Origin of the sequence: Enterobacter cloacae complex sp. EB5, from assembly GCF_031432835.1 — a bacterium.
Lineage (GTDB): Bacteria > Pseudomonadota > Gammaproteobacteria > Enterobacterales > Enterobacteriaceae > Enterobacter > Enterobacter hormaechei_C.
Genome location: NZ_CP133860.1, coordinates 3811601 through 3829791 on the forward strand (window position 1 = coordinate 3811601; position 18191 = coordinate 3829791).

The 18191-nt window shown below is 54.2% G+C and carries 19 protein-coding genes and 1 other annotated feature; of the genes, 8 read left to right on the top strand and 11 right to left on the bottom strand.

What is annotated here, in order from left to right:
* The first annotated feature begins 89 nt into the window (after nucleotides 1-89).
* From rfbB to ugd, 3 genes are all read left to right on the top strand, one after another.
* Nucleotides 90-1175: a dTDP-glucose 4,6-dehydratase gene (gene rfbB / locus RHN82_RS18270; RefSeq protein ID WP_047053489.1), complete on the top strand. Its 1086-nt coding sequence runs from the start codon at nucleotides 90-92 to the stop codon at nucleotides 1173-1175.
* Entirely contained in the window at nucleotides 1176-2057 is an 882-nt protein-coding gene (gene rfbA, locus RHN82_RS18275) for a glucose-1-phosphate thymidylyltransferase RfbA (protein WP_017693099.1), read from the top strand.
* 239 nt (nucleotides 2058-2296) lie between these two features.
* Complete coding sequence (gene ugd / locus RHN82_RS18280) at nucleotides 2297-3463, top strand: UDP-glucose 6-dehydrogenase (RefSeq protein WP_003859477.1); 1167 nt, start codon at nucleotides 2297-2299, stop codon at nucleotides 3461-3463.
* Nucleotides 3464-3512: 49 nt separating this feature from the next.
* Here ugd and RHN82_RS18285 read toward each other — a convergent pair whose 3' ends face one another.
* A complete protein-coding gene (locus RHN82_RS18285) occupies nucleotides 3513-4517 on the bottom strand; it encodes an NAD-dependent epimerase (RefSeq protein ID WP_047053492.1) in 1005 nt (334 codons plus the stop codon).
* Nucleotides 4518-4709: 192 nt separating this feature from the next.
* Between RHN82_RS18285 and wzzB the strand changes: the two genes are divergently transcribed.
* Nucleotides 4710-5690, top strand: coding sequence for an LPS O-antigen chain length determinant protein WzzB (wzzB, locus tag RHN82_RS18290; RefSeq protein WP_023303969.1), 981 nt, complete (start codon nucleotides 4710-4712; stop codon nucleotides 5688-5690).
* A gap of 38 nt (nucleotides 5691-5728) precedes the next feature.
* On the opposite strand, the gene hisIE is transcribed toward wzzB, so the two are convergent.
* The 9 genes from hisIE to hisL all read right to left on the bottom strand — a co-directional run bounded on the left by hisIE (nucleotide 5729) and on the right by hisL (nucleotide 12944).
* Nucleotides 5729-6340: a bifunctional phosphoribosyl-AMP cyclohydrolase/phosphoribosyl-ATP diphosphatase HisIE gene (gene hisIE / locus RHN82_RS18295; RefSeq protein WP_047053494.1), complete on the bottom strand. Its 612-nt coding sequence runs from the start codon at nucleotides 6338-6340 to the stop codon at nucleotides 5729-5731.
* Nucleotides 6334-7110: an imidazole glycerol phosphate synthase subunit HisF gene (gene hisF / locus RHN82_RS18300; RefSeq protein ID WP_047053496.1), complete on the bottom strand. Its 777-nt coding sequence runs from the start codon at nucleotides 7108-7110 to the stop codon at nucleotides 6334-6336. Before hisF ends, hisIE begins: the two co-directional genes overlap by 7 nt.
* Nucleotides 7092-7829 carry a 1-(5-phosphoribosyl)-5-[(5-phosphoribosylamino)methylideneamino]imidazole-4-carboxamide isomerase gene (hisA, locus tag RHN82_RS18305; protein ID WP_047053498.1) on the bottom strand — a complete coding sequence of 246 codons (738 nt, stop codon included), beginning with the start codon at nucleotides 7827-7829 and terminating at the stop codon, nucleotides 7092-7094. The genes hisF and hisA overlap by 19 nt, the downstream gene beginning before the upstream one ends.
* Entirely contained in the window at nucleotides 7829-8419 is a 591-nt protein-coding gene (hisH, locus tag RHN82_RS18310) for an imidazole glycerol phosphate synthase subunit HisH (protein ID WP_017383297.1), read from the bottom strand. The genes hisA and hisH overlap by 1 nt, the downstream gene beginning before the upstream one ends.
* Nucleotides 8419-9486, bottom strand: coding sequence for a bifunctional histidinol-phosphatase/imidazoleglycerol-phosphate dehydratase HisB (gene hisB, locus RHN82_RS18315; protein ID WP_047053501.1), 1068 nt, complete (start codon nucleotides 9484-9486; stop codon nucleotides 8419-8421). The genes hisH and hisB overlap by 1 nt, the downstream gene beginning before the upstream one ends.
* Nucleotides 9483-10544 (bottom strand): histidinol-phosphate transaminase, encoded by a 1062-nt coding sequence (hisC, locus tag RHN82_RS18320; protein WP_047053503.1) that lies wholly within the window; start codon nucleotides 10542-10544, stop codon nucleotides 9483-9485. The genes hisB and hisC overlap by 4 nt, the downstream gene beginning before the upstream one ends.
* Entirely contained in the window at nucleotides 10541-11845 is a 1305-nt protein-coding gene (gene hisD, locus RHN82_RS18325) for a histidinol dehydrogenase (protein ID WP_047053505.1), read from the bottom strand. Before hisD ends, hisC begins: the two co-directional genes overlap by 4 nt.
* Nucleotides 11846-11850: 5 nt before the next feature.
* Nucleotides 11851-12750: an ATP phosphoribosyltransferase gene (gene hisG, locus RHN82_RS18330; protein WP_000886595.1), complete on the bottom strand. Its 900-nt coding sequence runs from the start codon at nucleotides 12748-12750 to the stop codon at nucleotides 11851-11853.
* A 44-nt stretch (nucleotides 12751-12794) separates the two neighbouring features.
* Nucleotides 12795-12918 (bottom strand) — a sequence feature (His leader region).
* Nucleotides 12894-12944 (bottom strand): his operon leader peptide, encoded by a 51-nt coding sequence (gene hisL / locus RHN82_RS18335; RefSeq protein ID WP_099516347.1) that lies wholly within the window; start codon nucleotides 12942-12944, stop codon nucleotides 12894-12896. Its footprint overlaps the feature before it by 25 nt.
* A 172-nt stretch (nucleotides 12945-13116) precedes the next feature.
* On the opposite strand from hisL, the gene RHN82_RS18340 reads away from it, so the two are divergent.
* The 4 genes from RHN82_RS18340 (at nucleotide 13117) to RHN82_RS18355 (ending at nucleotide 16542) form a co-directional block, all read left to right on the top strand.
* Nucleotides 13117-13941 (top strand): SDR family oxidoreductase, encoded by an 825-nt coding sequence (locus RHN82_RS18340; RefSeq protein WP_017383300.1) that lies wholly within the window; start codon nucleotides 13117-13119, stop codon nucleotides 13939-13941.
* A gap of 41 nt (nucleotides 13942-13982) precedes the next feature.
* Nucleotides 13983-14912 carry a LysR substrate-binding domain-containing protein gene (locus RHN82_RS18345; protein ID WP_047053507.1) on the top strand — a complete coding sequence of 310 codons (930 nt, stop codon included), beginning with the start codon at nucleotides 13983-13985 and terminating at the stop codon, nucleotides 14910-14912.
* Between the two features lie 219 nt (nucleotides 14913-15131).
* Entirely contained in the window at nucleotides 15132-15194 is a 63-nt protein-coding gene (gene yoeI / locus RHN82_RS18350; protein ID WP_099458931.1) for a membrane protein YoeI, read from the top strand.
* Nucleotides 15184-16542 (top strand): APC family permease, encoded by a 1359-nt coding sequence (locus RHN82_RS18355; protein ID WP_006811203.1) that lies wholly within the window; start codon nucleotides 15184-15186, stop codon nucleotides 16540-16542. Before yoeI ends, RHN82_RS18355 begins: the two co-directional genes overlap by 11 nt.
* Nucleotides 16543-16663: 121 nt before the next feature.
* On the opposite strand, the gene sbcB is transcribed toward RHN82_RS18355, so the two are convergent.
* Entirely contained in the window at nucleotides 16664-18100 is a 1437-nt protein-coding gene (gene sbcB / locus RHN82_RS18360; RefSeq protein WP_162270701.1) for an exodeoxyribonuclease I, read from the bottom strand.
* Nucleotides 18101-18191: the final 91 nt, after the last annotated feature.

The window sequence follows — 18191 nt, forward strand, 5'->3', positions numbered from 1 at the left end:
TATACGGTTAGCCATGCCATCAAGCCCGGTAGCGATACCGGGCTTTTTTATCTTGCCCGATCCACCTACTGTTTAATGGAATTGATTGCGTGAAAATTCTAGTTACTGGCGGTGCCGGTTTTATCGGTTCCGCGGTTATCCGACATATTATTAGCAATACTCGGGATAGCGTTGTTAACGTTGATAAATTGACCTATGCCGGTAATCTGGAATCCTTGCGTGAAGAAAGCGATAGCGAACGCTATGTTTTTGAGCATGCCGATATATGTGATAAAGAGGCAATGGCGCGTATTTTTGCTACCCATCAGCCTGATGCGGTAATGCACCTGGCTGCCGAGAGCCATGTCGACCGTTCTATCACCGGTCCCGCTGCGTTTATTGAAACCAATATTGTTGGCACGTATATCCTGTTAGAAACAAGTCGTGCTTACTGGTCTTCACTGGATGAGGCAGCAAAATCTACTTTCCGTTTCCATCATATTTCAACTGATGAGGTTTACGGCGATCTGCCTCATCCCGATGAACATTATGACTCCACCCCGTTACCGCTGTTTACCGAGAAAACAGCGTACCAGCCAAGTAGCCCTTACTCAGCGTCAAAAGCGTCCAGCGACCATTTAGTTCGTGCCTGGATACGCACCTATGGTTTACCCGGGATTGTGACGAATTGTTCGAATAATTATGGCCCATACCACTTTCCTGAAAAGCTGATCCCTCTTGTTATCCTTAATGCGCTGGATAATAAACCATTGCCGATTTACGGAAAGGGCGATCAGATCCGTGACTGGTTATACGTTGAAGATCATGCGCGTGCACTGTATACGGTTCTGACCAGGGGTAAGCCGGGCGAAACCTATAATATTGGCGGCCATAACGAGAAGAAAAATATTGAAGTCGTTCAGACCATTTGTGATCTGCTCGATGACATGGTACCGAAAGAAACATCCTATCGCGCACAAATTACTTATGTCGCGGACCGACCAGGTCACGACAGACGTTATGCAATTGATGCTCATAAAATTAGCGACGAGCTCGGATGGACTCCCCTGGAAACCTTTGAAAGCGGCATCCGTAAAACGGTTGAATGGTATTTGAATAACCAGGAATGGGTATCGAATGTGAAAAGCGGTGCCTATAAGAGTTGGATTGAGCAGAATTATGGGGAGCGTAAGTAAATGACGAAACGTAAAGGGATTATATTAGCTGGCGGATCGGGTACACGTCTTTATCCCGTGACAATGGCCGTAAGTAAGCAATTGTTGCCAATTTACGATAAGCCAATGATCTATTATCCGCTCTCTACGCTTATGCTGGCAGGTATACGGGATATTCTGATTATCAGCACGCCTCAGGACACTCCCCGTTTTGAACAACTGCTCGGGAACGGTAGCCAGTGGGGATTGCATATCCAGTACAAAGTGCAACCAAGTCCTGATGGACTGGCACAAGCTTTTATTCTGGGTGAAGAGTTTATCGGTGAGGATAATTGTGCGCTGGTATTAGGCGATAATATTTTCTATGGGCACGATCTCCCCAGACTGCTTGAAGGCGCAGCAAGCCAGCAAGAGGGGGCGACCGTATTTGCCTATCATGTCAGCGACCCGGAACGCTATGGCGTCGTTGAGTTTGATAAAGACGGTACTGCAATTGGCCTTGAGGAGAAGCCTCAGCAACCCAAGAGTAATTACGCAATAACCGGTCTTTATTTTTACGACAACGATGTGATTGAGATGGCCAAAAGTTTAACGCCGTCTGAGCGAGGTGAACTCGAAATTACCGACATCAACCGCATCTATATGCAGCAGGGACGATTGTCTGTCGCGATGATGAGACGCGGTTATGCCTGGCTGGATACCGGAACGCATCAGAGTATGATCGAAGCCAGCAATTTTATCGCCACAATTGAAGAGCGACAGGGGCTAAAAGTTTCATGTCCTGAAGAGATTGCGTTCCGACGAGGTTTTATTGATGCCGAACAACTTCGGGTACTCGCTGAACCGTTGAAAAAGACCGGGTATGGTCAGTATCTGCTGAATCTGACCAAGGGATTAGTCTGATTTGACGAAGTAAGCAGTTTTCCTCTGCTTACTGTCGAGTGCCCTTTAACGTCTTATTGTTGCTGTAAAACAGGTACTTTGCTTATTGCAACGACAGGTCTTTTTGTTGAGCAAAAACATTTTTCAAAAATCCTGAAACCTTGACAGTGAATGAGTATTAGCGCTAAAAAACTCCTAGTTAATCATTGTGGTGGCCACTATAGGGCTATCAAAAACTCAAACGTGTAGAAGTCAAACAAATGAAAATAACTATCTCCGGAACAGGCTATGTTGGTCTCTCAAACGGTATTCTGATTGCACAAAACCATGAAGTGGTTGCGCTGGATATCGTGCAGGCAAAAGTGGACATGCTTAACCAGAAGAAGTCCCCGATCGTCGATAAAGAGATTGAAGAATACCTCGCGACCAAACCGCTGAACTTCCGCGCTACCACGGACAAAGAAGACGCTTACCGCGATGCGGATTTCGTCATCATCGCCACCCCAACCGACTACGATCCTAAAACTAACTACTTCAATACCTCAACCGTTGAAGCGGTGATCAAAGACGTTACGGCAATCAACCCGAACGCAGTGATGATCATCAAGTCGACGATTCCAGTGGGTTTCACCAAATCGATTAAAGAAGAGTTGGGTATTGATAATGTCTTCTTCTCGCCGGAATTTCTCCGCGAGGGCAGGGCGTTATACGATAACCTGCACCCATCCCGTATCGTGATTGGCGAGCGTTCCGAGCGTGCGGAGCGTTTTGCTGCACTGCTTCAGGAAGGCGCAATCAAAAAAGACATTCCGGTGCTGTTCACCGATTCCACAGAAGCTGAGGCCATTAAGCTTTTCGCCAATACCTATCTGGCGATGCGCGTGGCTTACTTCAACGAACTTGACAGCTATGCCGAGAGCTTAGGTCTGAACACCCGTCAGATCATCGAGGGCGTGTGTCTTGATCCGCGTATCGGTAACCATTACAACAACCCGTCCTTCGGTTACGGTGGCTACTGCCTGCCAAAAGATACCAAGCAGCTGCTGGCAAACTATCAGGCGGTGCCGAACAACCTGATTTCTGCCATTGTGGATGCCAACCGCACGCGTAAGGACTTCATCTCAGATTCCATTTTGGCGCGTCAGCCGAAAGTGGTGGGTGTATATCGTCTGATCATGAAGAGCGGTTCCGATAACTTCCGCGCTTCTTCCATTCAGGGGATCATGAAGCGTATTAAGGCGAAGGGCGTGCAGGTCATTATTTATGAACCGGCCATGCAGGAAGACGAGTTCTTCCATTCGCGTGTGATCCGCGATCTGGATGCATTCAAAAAAGAAGCGGACGTAATTATCTCCAACCGTATGGCGGAAGAGCTGGCGGACGTTAAAGATAAAGTCTATACCCGCGATTTGTTCGGCAGCGACTAATTAATATCGTGATATAAAAAAACCCGGCGCTCTGCCGGGTTTTTTGTTTTTAAACGGTATAGAAGTTGCGGTACCAGTCGACGAAGTTTTTCACGCCTTCTTTGACTGAGGTTTGTGGTTTAAACCCAATAACGTCATATAGCGCTTTGGTGTCCGCACTGGTCTCCAGCACGTCACCCGGCTGGATCGGCATCATATTTTTTACCGCTTCCTTGCCCAGCGCCTCTTCAAGTGCGGTAATGTAATCCATCAGTTCGACAGGTGAACTGTTACCGATGTTATACACGCGATACGGGGCAGAACTGGTTGCTGGCGAACCGGTTTCGACTGTCCAGTCGGCATCGGCCTGAGGAATGACGTCCTGTAGGCGAATAATCGCCTCCGCAATATCATCGATATAGGTGAAGTCGCGCTTCATCTTGCCGTAGTTGTATACGTCGATGCTGTTGCCTTCAATCATGGCTTTGGTGAATTTGAACAACGCCATGTCCGGGCGTCCCCACGGGCCATAGACGGTAAAGAAGCGCAGGCCAGTGGTCGGCAGGTTATACAGATGCGAATAGGTATGCGACATCAGCTCATTGGCTTTTTTGGTTGCGGCATAAAGGGATACCGGATGGTCTACGGAGTCGTCAGTAGAAAACGGCATCTTACGGTTGAGGCCGTAAACAGAACTGGATGACGCATACAGAAGATGCTGAACCTTATTGTGGCGACAGCCTTCCAGCACGTTCAGGTGACCTACCAGGTTAGCATCTGCGTAGGCATGCGGGTTTTCCAGCGAGTAACGCACGCCCGCCTGTGCGGCAAGATGGATCACGCGGTCAAATTTCTCATTGGCGAAGAGCGCAGCCATGCCCTCGCGGTCCGCTAAGTCCAGCTTGTGGAAGGTGAAACTCTCGGATTTGAGCAGTTCGAGGCGAGCGAGCTTGAGGTTAGGGTCATAGTAATCATTCAGATTATCAATCCCAACAACTTCATGCCCTGCATCAAGCAGGCGCTTGCTGACATGAGAACCGATAAAGCCCGCCGCACCCGTTACCAGAAATTTCATAGCTTCCCTCATTCACAGTGTTCTTGTTGATGTCCCAGGACATCAGAATCCGACTATGATAGCGCGTCGCACTTCACTTACATAACCCATCTTTCCGATATAACTCATCGGATTCTTATAGAAAAATCGCCAGCAACAGATACACTATGGATACAAGATTGTTTTTGCCCTTTTTCATCTGTTAGGGATTGTATGACGCACAACAACGATAACCTGGTCACACGCAACAATGGCCCGGAGCAAATTGATTTACTGGATTTAGTGCTACAGCTGTGGCGTGGTAAGTGGGTAATAGGGGCATTTGTTGCTGCTTTTATCGTTCTCGCCGTTATTTATATTACTGTAGCCAAAGAGAAATGGACGTCATCTGCTATCATTGCTCAACCTGATGCTGCTCAAATAGCTACCTATTCCAATGCGTTGAATATTCTTTATGGCGGTGCTGCACCGTCGATGCTTGATATTCAGAATCGTGCAATCGGTCGTTTCAACTCCTCGTTCTCTGCGTTAGCGCAGGCGCTGGAAAATCAGGATGTACCCGAGAAATTGACGATTGAGCCCACGTTTAAAGGGCAAGGATTACCCCTGACCGTAACCTATCAAGGCGAATCTGCCGAAGCGGCACAAAAACAGCTTGCTCAGTACATCCAGCAGGTTGACGAGCAGACAGCAAAGGAACTTACGCTTGACCTCAGAGATAACCTAAAACAGCAAATCACGACCTTGAATGACTCCCTCGCGAACCAGGAGAAAGTTGCTCAGGAGCAAAAGGAACTGCGTATCAAACAGATCTCTGAGGCGCTAAAAGACGCAGAAGCGGCGAAGATAAATACACCGCAGCTCCAGCAAACACAGGATGTCACTCAGGAAACTATGTTCCTGTTGGGCGCAGTAGCGTTAAAATCAATGGTTGATAACGAAGCGTCCCGACCGTTAGTCTTCCCCGGTTCCTACTACCAAGCCAAAAAGAACTTGTTGGATATTCAGAATCTTAACGTAAATCCGGACACGATTCATGTGTATCGTTACGTCATGAAACCGAATTTACCTATTTATCGTGACAGCCCTAAAAAGGCCCTCACCCTCATCCTTGCCGTTCTTCTCGGCGGGATCATCGGTTCTGCTGTCGTCCTTGGCCGTAATGCGCTGAGAAACTACAAGCCACGAGCCTGATTTACACATAAAAAAAGACCGGGTTTCCCCGGTCTTTTTTATTTATGCCGTTTCCGCAAATTCTCAATCACCGTCGTTAAATCCAGCTCCTGATCCTGGAGCAGCACCAGCAGGTGATACATCAAATCCGACGCTTCATTCGTCAGCTCCTCACGGTCATGCACGGTGGCCGCCAGCGCTGTTTCAACGCCTTCCTCACCCACCTTCTGCGCAATACGCTTGGTGCCGCTGGCGTACAGCTTCGCCGTGTACGAGCTCTCGGGATCCGCTGATTTACGCTCTGCCAGCAGCTGTTCCAGCTGATAGAGGAACAGCCACTGGTGGCTCGCCTCGCCGAAGCAGCTGCTGGTGCCTTTGTGACAGGTCGGCCCAATCGGGTTGACCAGCACCAGCAGGGTGTCATTGTCGCAGTCTGGCGTAATGCTGACCACGTTCAGGAAGTGGCCCGAGGTTTCCCCTTTCGTCCACAGGCGCTGTTTGGTGCGCGAGAAAAACGTCACCTTGCCGGTGTCGATCGTTTTTGCCAGTGCCTCCTGGTTCATGTATCCCAGCATCAGCACTTCGCCTGAAACGGCATGCTGTACAACCACCGGCAGTAATCCGTCAGTTTTTTCCCAGTCCAGCTGCGCCTGTTGTTGCTCTGTTAACATACCCTGATCTCCACGCCCTGGTCGGCCAGGTACGTTTTTAACTCACCAATATTGATAATCTGTTTGTGGAACACGGAAGCGGCCAGCGCGCCGTCTACGTTCGCATCGCGGAAGGCTTCAAGGAAGTGTTCCATGGTGCCCGCGCCGCCGGAAGCAATCAGCGGAACGTGGCAGACCGCGCGCACTTTTTTCAGCTGCTCGAGGTCGTAACCGTTGCGTACGCCGTCCTGGTTCATCATGTTCAGCACGATTTCACCTGCACCGCGTTTTTGTACTTCCTGCACCCACTCCAGCGTCTCCCATTGGGTGACGCGCGTGCGGCTTTCATCGCCGGTATACTGGTTGACGTGATATTTGCCCGATGCGGCATCAAACCAGGTGTCGATCCCCACGACAATGCACTGCACGCCAAAGCGATCCGCCAGACGCGTAATCAGCTCTGGATCGGCGAGCGCAGGGGAGTTAATGGAAATTTTGTCCGCACCGAAAGAGAGAATTTTCGCCGCATCGTCAGCAGATTTAATCCCCCCCGCCACGCAGAAGGGAATATCAATCACCTCTGCCACGCGCGCCACCCAGCTTTTGTCCACCACGCGGCCATCGCTGGAGGCGGTGATATCGTAAAATACCAGTTCGTCTGCGCCTTCTTCGGCATAGCGTTTTGCCAGCGGAACGATGTCGCCAATGATCTCGTGGTTGCGGAACTGCACGCCTTTTACAACCTGACCATCACGCACGTCCAGGCAGGGAATTATCCGTTTTGCCAGCATTGAATCGCCTCCTTCACCGTAAATTTGCCTTCCAGCAACGCGCGACCCACGATCACGCCGCGTACACCGCTTCCGCGCAGAGCGGCGATATCCGCCAGGTCGCCGATACCGCCAGACGACTGAAACGCCACCTGCGGATAACGCGCGCAAACCTCTTCATACAGCGAGACGTTAGAGCCTGCGAGCGTACCATCGCGTGAAATATCCGTGCACAGGACGTGCTTCAGCCCTACCGGAAGATACATCCCGACTAGCTCTTCCAGCGTTACGCCGGAGTTTTCCTGCCAGCCGCTGACCGCGACCTGCTTGTTACCCTGCGCGTCAATGCGCACATCCAGCGCCAGCACCAGCGCATCCGCACCGAAGCGGCGGAACCAGCCCTTGACCGTCTCAGGATCTTTCACTGCGGTCGAACCGACCACCACGCGCGCCACGCCCGCGTCCAGTAAGGCGGCAACATCGGCTTCCGTACGCACGCCGCCGCCTACCTGCACGGGGACGTCCGCGCCAGCCACCAGTGTTTTAAGCAGCGGGATCTGGCGCTTCGCCGGATCTTTCGCGCCGGTCAGATCGACCAGGTGCAACACCTCAGCGCCCTCGGCGGCGTAAGCCTGTAACCGCAGCAGCGGATCGTTGCCGTAGTCGCGCTGCTGCCCGTAATCGCCCTGGTGGAGACGAACAACCGTGCCGTCAATCAAATCTAAAGCGGGAATTATCATCACATCTCCAGGAAATTTTTCAGCAGTTGCGCACCGGCGGCGCCGGAGCGTTCCGGGTGAAACTGCACGCCGTAAAAGTTTTCTTTCTGCACGGCGGCGGTGAACGCCTCGCCGTAATTGCACTGGGCGATGGTGTAGGCATTCACGGGCATGGCGTAGCTGTGAACAAAATAGAAGTACGCGCCGTCTTCTATACCCTGGAACAGCCTGTTGCCCGCCTTCGGATAAACGCGGTTCCAGCCCATGTGCGGCAACGGCAGGCCGTGGTCGGTCATTTTCGGCACGTCTTCTTCTATAATGCCCAGCAGATCAACGCCGTTGCTCTCTTCGCTGCGGCGGCCAAGCAGCTGCATGCCGAGGCAAATGCCTAGCACCGGTTGAGTACAGGCTTTGATGAGATCCACCAGCTCGCGCTCATGGATCTGATCCATCGCCGCCTGGGCGGTGCCAACGCCCGGCAGAAAGAGTTTATCCGCGCGCAGCACCACGTCCGGGTCGCGGCTCACCACCGGCTCGTAGCCGTGGCGCATAATCGCCGACTGTACGGAGTTCAGGTTGGCGCATCCGGTGTCCAGAATCACCACGTTCATTACAGCACTCCTTTCGACGAGGGCAGGGCGTCACCTTCCACGCGGATCGCCTGGCGCAGGGTACGGCCAAAGGCTTTGAACAGGCTCTCGACGCGGTGGTGATCGTTTTTGCCTTTGGTTTTCAGGTGCAGCGTCAGGCCCATAGTGTAAGAAAGCGAGCGGAAGAAGTGCTCCACCATCTCGGTACTGAGATCGCCCACGCGCTGGTAGGTAAAGTCGGCTTTGTATTCCAGGTGCGGACGCCCGGAGATATCCATCGCGCAGCGCGCCAGGCACTCGTCCATCGGCAGCACAAAGCCGAAGCGGTTGATGCCGCGCTTGTCGCCGAGCGCCAGCTTCAGGGCTTCGCCCAGCGCCAGGCCGGTATCTTCCACGGTGTGGTGATCGTCGATATACAGGTCGCCCTTCACCGCGATTTCCATGCGGAAGCCGCCGTGCGTGGCGATTTGATCCAGCATGTGGTCAAAGAAACCGACGCCGGTGTGGATCTTGCTGCCGCCTTCGCGGTCGAGCCAGACCTTCACGTCGATCTGCGTCTCTTTGGTGTTGCGTTCAACGTGGGAATAGCGGTCGCGTCTGGTGAGCTGCTCGCCAATCATCGCCCAGTTTAGCGTGTCGCGGTTATAGCGCAGGCCCGCAATGCCCATGTTGTCCGCCAGCGTGATATCCGTGACGCGATCGCCGATCACATAGCTGTTGCCTTTATCCAGCGCCTCTTCCGCCAGATAACGTTCAACAAGCTTCACTTTTGGCTTGCGGCAGTCGCACTCGTCGGCAGGCATATGCGGGCAGATCAGCACTTCGTCGAAGGCGATGCCCTGCGAGGTCAGCACCTGCATCATCAGGTTGTGCGGGCCGTCAAAGTCCGCCTGTGGGAAGCTGTCGGTGCCAAGACCGTCCTGGTTGGTGATCATCACCAGCTTATAGCCTGCTTTCTGAAGCTTCAGCAGCACCGGGATCACGTCGGGTTCAAACGCCAGCTTGTCGAAACGATCGACCTGAAAATCGCTGGGTGGCTCCGAGATGATGGTGCCGTCACGATCGATAAAGAGATACTTCTGACTCATACTTTCTCCGCTTTCAGGGCGTCAATCACGCGCTGGCTCTCTGCACGGGTGCCAACGGTAATACGCAGGCAGCCGCTCAGGGTAGGTTGTTTATTCTGGTCTCGTAAGATAATGCCCTGATCCCACAACGATTTAAATATCGCGCTTGAGGCGGTGAAGCGCACCAGGATGTAGTTGGTTTCCGAGTCGAACACCTGCTCCACGCACGGAATCGTTTTCAGGGCATCGACAAGATACTGACGCTCTTCCAGGATCTGCGCCACACGCTCGCGCATCGCGCTGATGCCCTGCGGGGCCAGCGCCTGTGCCGCAATATCGGCAACCGGCGTTGAGAGCGGATACGGGGCAATCACTTTCAGCAGCAGGTCGATAACCGTTTTATTCGCCAGCGTAAATCCACAGCGAAGGCCGGCGAGGGCGAAGGCTTTGGAAAGGGTACGCAGCACAACGAGATGCGGATACTCCTCAAGCCAGCCTGTCAGCGTCGCCTGCGGGCAGAACTCAATGTAGGCTTCATCAGCGACGACCAGCGCCTTGCCGCGCGTCATCTCCAGCAGGGTGCGGATATCCTGCGGATGAATAATCTGCCCGGTGGGGTTGTTCGGGCTACAGACAAACACCACCTTCACGCCGTCGAGGTTATCGGCGATGCCCTGCAAATCCAGCTGCCAGTTGTCGAGCGCCTGTACGTTGCGGCACGCCACCCCAAAGGTTTCCGCGCTGACGCTGTACATCCCGTAGGTGGGCTGGCAGTACATCACCGCGTCTTTACCCGGTTCGCAGAACGCGCGGATCAGCAGCTCAATCCCTTCATCCGCCCCACGGCTGACCAGCACCTGCTCAGGCTTCACGCCTGCATACTGGGCATAGTTCTCGATCACCGCTTTCGGCTGACACTCCGGGTAGCGGTTCAGCGTCTGCTGCGAAAGCTCAAAGGCCACCGCCGTGGGATATTCGTTGGCATTCAGCCAGACGTCGCCGTTCCCGCCCAGACGACGCGCAGACTGATAGGGCGTCAGGCGACGGACATTTTCGCGGGCTAATTCTTCGATGTTCATGCTTGCTCCTTCAGGGCGGCAACGCGCAGCGTCACGGCATTTTTGTGGGCAGTCAGGCGCTCGGCGGCGGCCAGGGTTTCAATGGTCGACGCCAGCGAGGCAAATCCCTCGCGGGAGAGTTCCTGCACGGTCATGCGCTTCTGGAAATCCGCCAGCCCCAGGCTGGAGCAGGTTGAGGTATAGCCATACGTCGGCAGCACGTGGTTGGTGCCGGAGGCGTAATCCCCGGCGGATTCCGGTGACCAGTCGCCGAGGAACACCGAACCTGCGTTGGTTATGCTGTCGACCAGATCGCGCGCATTGCGGGTCTGAATAATCAGGTGCTCAGGACCGTACTGGTTGGAGATGGCGATGCACTGGTCAAGATCGCGGGCCACAATCAGGCGGCTGGCGGATAGCGCCTGACGCGCCGTTTCCGCACGCGGCAGGTCAGCCAGCTGACGCTCAACGGCGTCGCCCACGCGTTTTGCCATGTCGGCATCTGGCGTCAGTAAAATCACCTGTGAGTCAGGGCCGTGCTCGGCCTGCGAGAGCAGGTCAGAGGCCACGAAATCCGGTGTAGCGCCGCTGTCGGCAATCACCAGCACTTCAGACGGCCCGGCAGGCATATCAATCGCCGCGCCGTCCAGACGCTGGCTGACCTGACGCTTCGCTTCGGTCACGTAGGCATTGCCCGGGCCAAAGATTTTGTCGACCTTAGGAATGGAACCCGTCCCGAACGCCAGGGCGGAAATCGCCTGCGCACCGCCCACTTTATAGATCGCCTGCACGCCGCACAGCTTCGCCGCATACAGGATCTCATCGGCGATCGGTGGCGGAGAGCAGAGCACCACCTTCTGACAACCGGCAATACGTGCCGGGGTGGCCAGCATCAGGACGGTCGAAAAAAGCGGGGCAGAGCCGCCGGGAATATAGAGGCCGACGGACGCCACCGGACGCGTCACCTGCTGGCAGCGTACGCCGGGCAGGGTTTCCACATCCACCGCCTGCAATTTCTGCGCGGTGTGGAAGGTATCAATATTTTTCACCGCGACGGCCATCGCCTGTTTGATGTCATCACCCAGACGATTGCTGGCATCAATGATTTCCTGCTCGGTAACCTGTAACGCGTCGACCTCAGTTTTATCAAACTTCGCGCTGTACTCGCGCAGCGCATCGTCCCCGCGGGCTTTGACGTTATCGAGGATCTCCGCCACGGTGCGGGTGATGCTCTCCGAGGCGGAAATTGCCGGGCGCATCAGCAGCTCGCGCTGTTGCGCGTCGCTACAGGTATTCCAGTCGATGATTGTGTTAAAGCTCATGGTCGTTACTCCATCATCTTCTCAATTGGCAGCACCAGAATGGAGCTTGCGCCCAGCGCCTTCAGCTTTTCCATCGTTTCCCAGAACAGGGTTTCGCTGCTCACCATGTGCATCGCCACGCGCTGCTGGTCGCCCGCCAGCGGCAGAATGGTTGGGCGCTCAGCGCCTGGCAGCAGGGCAATCACTTCGTCCAGGCGCTCGGTTGGCGCATGCATCATGATGTATTTGGATTCGCGCGCCTGAATCACGCCCTGAATACGGGTCAGCAGCTTGTCGATGAGCTGCTGTTTGGCGTCGGCCATCTCGCCGTCGCGCTGGATAAGGCACGCTTTGGAGCGGTAGATCACCTCCACTTCGCGCAGGCCGTTCGCTTCCAGCGTGGCGCCGGTGGAGACGAGGTCACAGATGGCATCAGCCAGGCCCGCACGCGGCGCCACTTCAACGGAGCCATTCAGCAGACAGGATTTAAACTGCACGCCTTTTTGATCGAGGTAACGCTTCAGCAGGTGAGGGTAAGAGGTGGCGATACGTTTGCCGTTCAGTGCGGCCGGGCCGTCCCAGGCTTCATCGACCGGCGTAGCCAGCGACAGGCGGCAGCCGCCAAAGTCCAGACGACGCAGGGTAAAGTAGCGCGGATCTTCGCCCTGCGCGCGGCGGGTTAATAACTCTTCTTCCAGTACGTTTTCGCCAATGATGCCGAGGTCAACGACGCCATCCATCACCAGGCCCGGGATATCGTCATCACGTACGCGCAGAATGTCGATCGGCATATTTTCAGCCAGGGCGATCAGGCGCTGGGTGTGCAGGTTGATTTTAATCCCGCAGCGGGCCAGCAGTTCGCGTGAATCGTCGCTTAAACGGCCTGATTTTTGAATAGCTATGCGTAAACGTGAGTTATCTAACATTCTGTGTTCCTCATTAACCTGTTTTAACCTGTCTGAGTGCGGTCCAAAAAAAGCCCCCGGAAGAAGATCTTCCGGGGGCTTTTTCATGCGTTCATGCACCACTGGAAGATCCAAACGTCTTCCAGCACACATCGCCTGAAAGACTAGTCAGGATGATGGTGATGATGGTGGTTTTTAAAAGGAACGCGTGTCATATAAATTCTCGTTGAATGCTTATGCATTTGATGTCTTTTAACCTAAACCAGTTGTACGCCATAAAGCAAGGGCTTTTTTTGATCATTAATTCATTTCATATTGATGGTATGAATTGTGCGTTCCACCAGGCTGGCGTAGCCTTATAACAAGCGTCGTTAAGCGGAGAATGTCATGAAAAAGGTCGCGATTGTCGGGTTAGGGTGGTTAGGAATGCCACTGGCGATGTCATTAGCCGCGAAAGGCTGGCAGGTGACAGGGAGTAAGACCACCCGGGATGGGGTTGAAGCGGCACGCATGTGCGGCATTGATGGTGTCGAGCTGCGTCTCGAACCCGAGCTTATCTGCGATACCGACGAGCTGGATGAACTGATGAATGTGGACGCGCTGGTCATTACCTTACCGGCGCGGCGCAGCGGCCCGGGTGAGTCTTTTTACTTGCAGGCGGTGCAGGAGATTGTCGACAGCGCCCTGGCGCACCATATCCCGCGTATCATTTTCACCAGCTCCACCTCCGTCTATGGCGATATCGACGGTACGGCGAAAGAAAACACCGAGCGCCGTCCGGTGACCGCCAGCGGCCGGGTGCTGAAAGAGCTGGAAGACTGGCTGCACAATCTGCCGGGGACGCAGGTGGATATCTTACGTCTGGCTGGGCTGGTGGGGCCGGGCCGTCATCCGGGGCGTTTCTTTGCCGGTAAATCTGCGCCGGATGGCCAGCACGGGGTGAATCTTGTGCATCTTGAGGATGTTATCGGCGCCATAGAACTGCTTTTGCAGGCTCCGAAAGGGGGGCACATCTATAATATATGTGCGCCTTCGCATCCGCCGCGCAGTACCTTTTATCCGCTGATGGCGCGCCAGCTGGGTCTGGCGCCGCCGGTATTCAGTGAGGCGCAGGGGGAACGCAAAGGCAAAATTATTGATGGCAATCGTATTTGCCATGAACTGGGATTTGAATATCAGTATCCCGATCCGCTGGTTATGCCCATGGAATAATTGCGCCGGCGGAGACAATCGCACACCGCAAGGGGGCGAAGATGAAACCGCTGCTGGATGTTCTTGTTATTCTGGATGCGCTGGAAAAAGAGGGGAGCTTTGCCGCCGCCTCGGCGAAGCTCTATAAAACCCCTTCGGCTCTGAGCTACACCGTGCAAAAGCTCGAGAGCGATCTTAATATCCAAATCCTTGACCGCACCGGGCATCGCGCGCGTTTCACCCGCACAGGGCAGATGCTGCTGGAAAAAGGGCGTGACGTGCTGCATACGGTTCGCGAGCTGGAAAAACAGGCCGTCAAACTTCACCAGGGCTGGGAAAATGAGCTGGTGATTGGGGTTGATGATACTTTCCCTTTCTCCCTGCTTACTCCGCTTATTGAGGCGTTCTATCAGCGCCATAGCGTCACGCGGCTGGTTTTTATTAATGGCGTGCTGGGCGGTTCCTGGGAGGCCCTGACGCAGGGCAGGGCGGATATCATCGTCGGGGCGCTGCATGAGCCTCCCCAGTTAAGTGAATTTGGTTTTGCGCGGCTGGGCGTTCTGGAGCAGATTTTTGCCGTTGCGCCTCATCACCCGCTGGCGAATGAACCGGAGCCTGTTACCCGACGCGTCATTAAAAACTATCGCGCCATTGTGGTTGGAGACAGCTCTCGCCCCGAATGCGGCATTTCATCGCAGCTGCTGGATGAGCAGGAGGCCATCACCGTTTTTGATTTTAAAACCAAGCTGGAACTGCAAATAAGCGGCCTGGGGTGCGGTTACCTTCCCCGTTATTTAGCGCAGCGGTTTATTGACAGCGGAGCGCTGGTGGAAAAACAGGTTTTAGCGCAGAGCAGTAACGAATCGGTATGGGTGGGCTGGAATGAACAGACCGCCGGGCTTGCCAGCGCCTGGTGGCGAGACGAAATTTTAGCAAATAGTGCTATCGCTACAGTTTACACTCAGGCAGGTGATGGGAAATCAATCAGTTAGTAAAATTAATTTATGGGCAGGTTTCTCAATGTATTGCCTTTTGTATCTGGAATAGGGCAAAATGCCGCCGCTGCAAACAAATGAATAATCGACGATATAAAAGGCGTCGGTTATTTTTTTTTGCATGTACGAAACGAAACTAAAAACCAAGAGGCCGGGCTTCGTACCGGATAGATATTTACTAAAATCCGACAGTTGTTGTCGCTGAGGAAGAAAGAAATGGGGCAATTTTTCGCTTACGTGGCGGTTATTACCGTAAAGGAGAATAACTATGTCGCATAACGCAACTCCAAACACCTCTCGCGTGGAATTACGTAAAACGCTTACGTTGATTCCGGTTGTTATGATGGGCCTTGCCTATATGCAACCGATGACGCTGTTCGATACATTCGGTATCGTATCAGGCCTTACTGACGGTCACGTTGCAACGGCGTACGCCTTTGCGCTGGTCGCCATCCTCTTTACAGCGCTGAGCTACGGTAAACTGGTTCGCCGTTTCCCGTCCGCAGGCTCTGCGTACACCTATGCTCAGAAATCCATTAGCCCGGCGGTTGGCTTTATGGTGGGCTGGTCATCACTGCTGGACTACCTGTTCATGCCGATGATCAACATTCTGCTGGCAAAAATTTACTTCGAAGCGCTGGTACCTTCCGTGCCGTCGTGGATCTTCGTTGTGGCGCTGGTGGCCTTTATGACCATCTCTAACCTGCGCAGCATCAAGACCGTGGCTAACTTCAACACCCTGATTGTGATCCTTCAGATGGGGATTGTTGCGGTTATCGTTGGGCTGATCATCTACGGCGTTTCCCACGGTGAAGGTGCAGGTACGCTGACCAGCACCCGTCCGTTCTGGTCTGAAGGCGCGCACGTAGTACCGATGATCACCGGTGCAACTATCCTGTGCTTCTCGTTCCTGGGCTTCGACGGTATCTCTTCTCTGTCTGAAGAGACCAAAGACGCTGAGCGCGTGATCCCGAAAGCGATTTTCCTGACCGCGCTGATTGGCGGCCTGATCTTCATCGGTGCGTCTTACTTCTTACAGCTGTACTTCCCGGATATCTCTCGCTTTAAAGATCCGGATGCATCACAGCCTGAAATTATGCTGTACGTGGCGGGTAAAACCTTCCAGTGGGGCGTGCTGATCTTCTCCAGCGTCACCGTACTGGCTTCCGGTATGGCAGCGCACGCGGGCGTTTCTCGTCTGATGTACGTGATGGGCCGTGACGGTGTGTTCCCAACCCGCTTCTTCGGTTACGTGCATCCTAAATGGCGTACCCCGGCGTGGAACGTGCTGCTGGTGGGCGCGATTGCCCTGCTGGCGATTAAATTCGACCTGGTAACGGCCACTGCGCTGATTAACTTTGGTGCGCTGGTGGCGTTTACCTTCGTTAACCTCTCCGTGATTTCGCAGTTCTGGATCCGTGAGAAGCGCAACAAGACGCTGAAGGACCACATCAACTATCTGGTGCTGCCAGTGTGTGGTGCCCTGACGGTGGGCGCCCTGTGGATCAACCTGGAAGAGAGCTCAATGGTTCTGGGTCTGATCTGGGGTGCAATCGGCCTGATTTACCTGGCCTGCGTGACCAGAAGCTTCCGCAACCCGGTTCCTCAGTACGAAGACGTCGCGTAAGACTGTGTCGGGTGGCGGCTATGCTCAACCCGACCTACAGTTTCGTAGGCCGGGTAATCGTTAGCGCCACCCGGCAAAAAAAAGCCGGAGACATCGCCTCCGGCTTTTTTGTACCCGCTATTCAGACAATTTCTTGCGCATACTGGAACAGCGCTTTCAGCAGCGCCTGCTTCTCAGCATTCCCTTCATACTGACCGTAAAGCATCTCCAGCTCCTGGGCGTAGCTATTAAGAAACTCCGGTGTAAATACGTTGCGCCGATGCTGTAACCAGCGTTCCTGCTCTGCTTCATCCAGCGTGCCGGGATAGTTACGCGCGCGATAATTAAACATCAGCTTCTCAATGCGCTTATCTGCGAAGGTGATATCCAGCGCGGGCAGGTTACGCGGGTCGGTTTGCAGCACGATGTTCATCGCCGCGCGATCGGCATCGCTGAAGAAGCCGTTATAAAGCTGCGCATCCACATTCTCAGACGGCACGAACGGCTCTGCTTCGGCAAAAATGGCGACGACTTTCTCGCGCACCTGCGGGTTGTCACGCAGCATTTTCAGGTTGTCGAGGCAGTGCTGACGGTTTATCCCCAGCCGGTCGGCGTCTTCCGGGCGCAGCGTGTTGGCCTGCGCCAGCACCGGGCACTTATTGATATGCACCAGTTTAACCGGTACGGCTGGTAGGTCACCCAGCGCCTCTTTCGGGGTATAGAGCCGTTCACGTAAGGTGTCGCTGTCAAGCTCAAGCAGCGGCGAGATATCCCCGGCGAGATCCACCATGATGACGGCGTTACGGTTGTCCGGATGCCAGGCAAGCGGCGCCACCCAGCTTGTGTTCCCGCGCCACGCCCCAAACATCCCTGAAATATGCACCAGCGGTTTCATCTGCGGCACGTCAATCAGCGTCATCAGCTTTTGCTTGCTGCGATGGCTCAACAGATACTCAAACAGGCGCGGCTGCGCGGTTTTTACAAGTTTCGCCATAGCGATGGTCGCGTAAACGTCTGCCATCGCGTCGTGGGCGTTGCTGTGCTCGATGCCGTTGGCGCGCGTCAGGTGTTCCAGCCGGAAGCTGGTCAGCCCTTCCTCATTCTCCGGCCAGTTGATCCCTTCCGGGCGCAGGGCATAACAGGCGCGCATGATGTCGAGTAAATCCCATCGCGAGTTGCGGTTCTGCCAGCTCCAGGCGTACGGATCGTAGAAGTTGCGATAGAAGATATTGCGCGTCACTTCATCGTCAAAACGGATGTTGTTATAACCCACCACGCAGGTATTGGGCACCGTGAACAGGTCGTGGATGCGACGAGCAAATTCTGCTTCGCTAACGCCTTTATCCCGCGCTTCCTGAGGCGTGATACCCGTCACCATCACCGCGCCCGGCTGCGGCAGATAGTCATCGGCGGGTTTACAGTAAAACACCTCGGGTTCGCCGATGACGTTAAATTCGTCATCGGTACGGATAGCCGCAAACTGCGCCGGTCGGTCCAGCGCCGGATGGGTGCCAAAGGTTTCGTAATCGTGGAACAAAAAAGTCGAGCGCGCGGCAGAGTCAGACACCAGTAATCTCATCCTGTTAAAAATTGACGTCTCTATGGTAAACGATTGGGGTGAGCAGTCCGAATAAAAAGCATCGTCAGGCAAGAAATTTGCGAGATTTGTT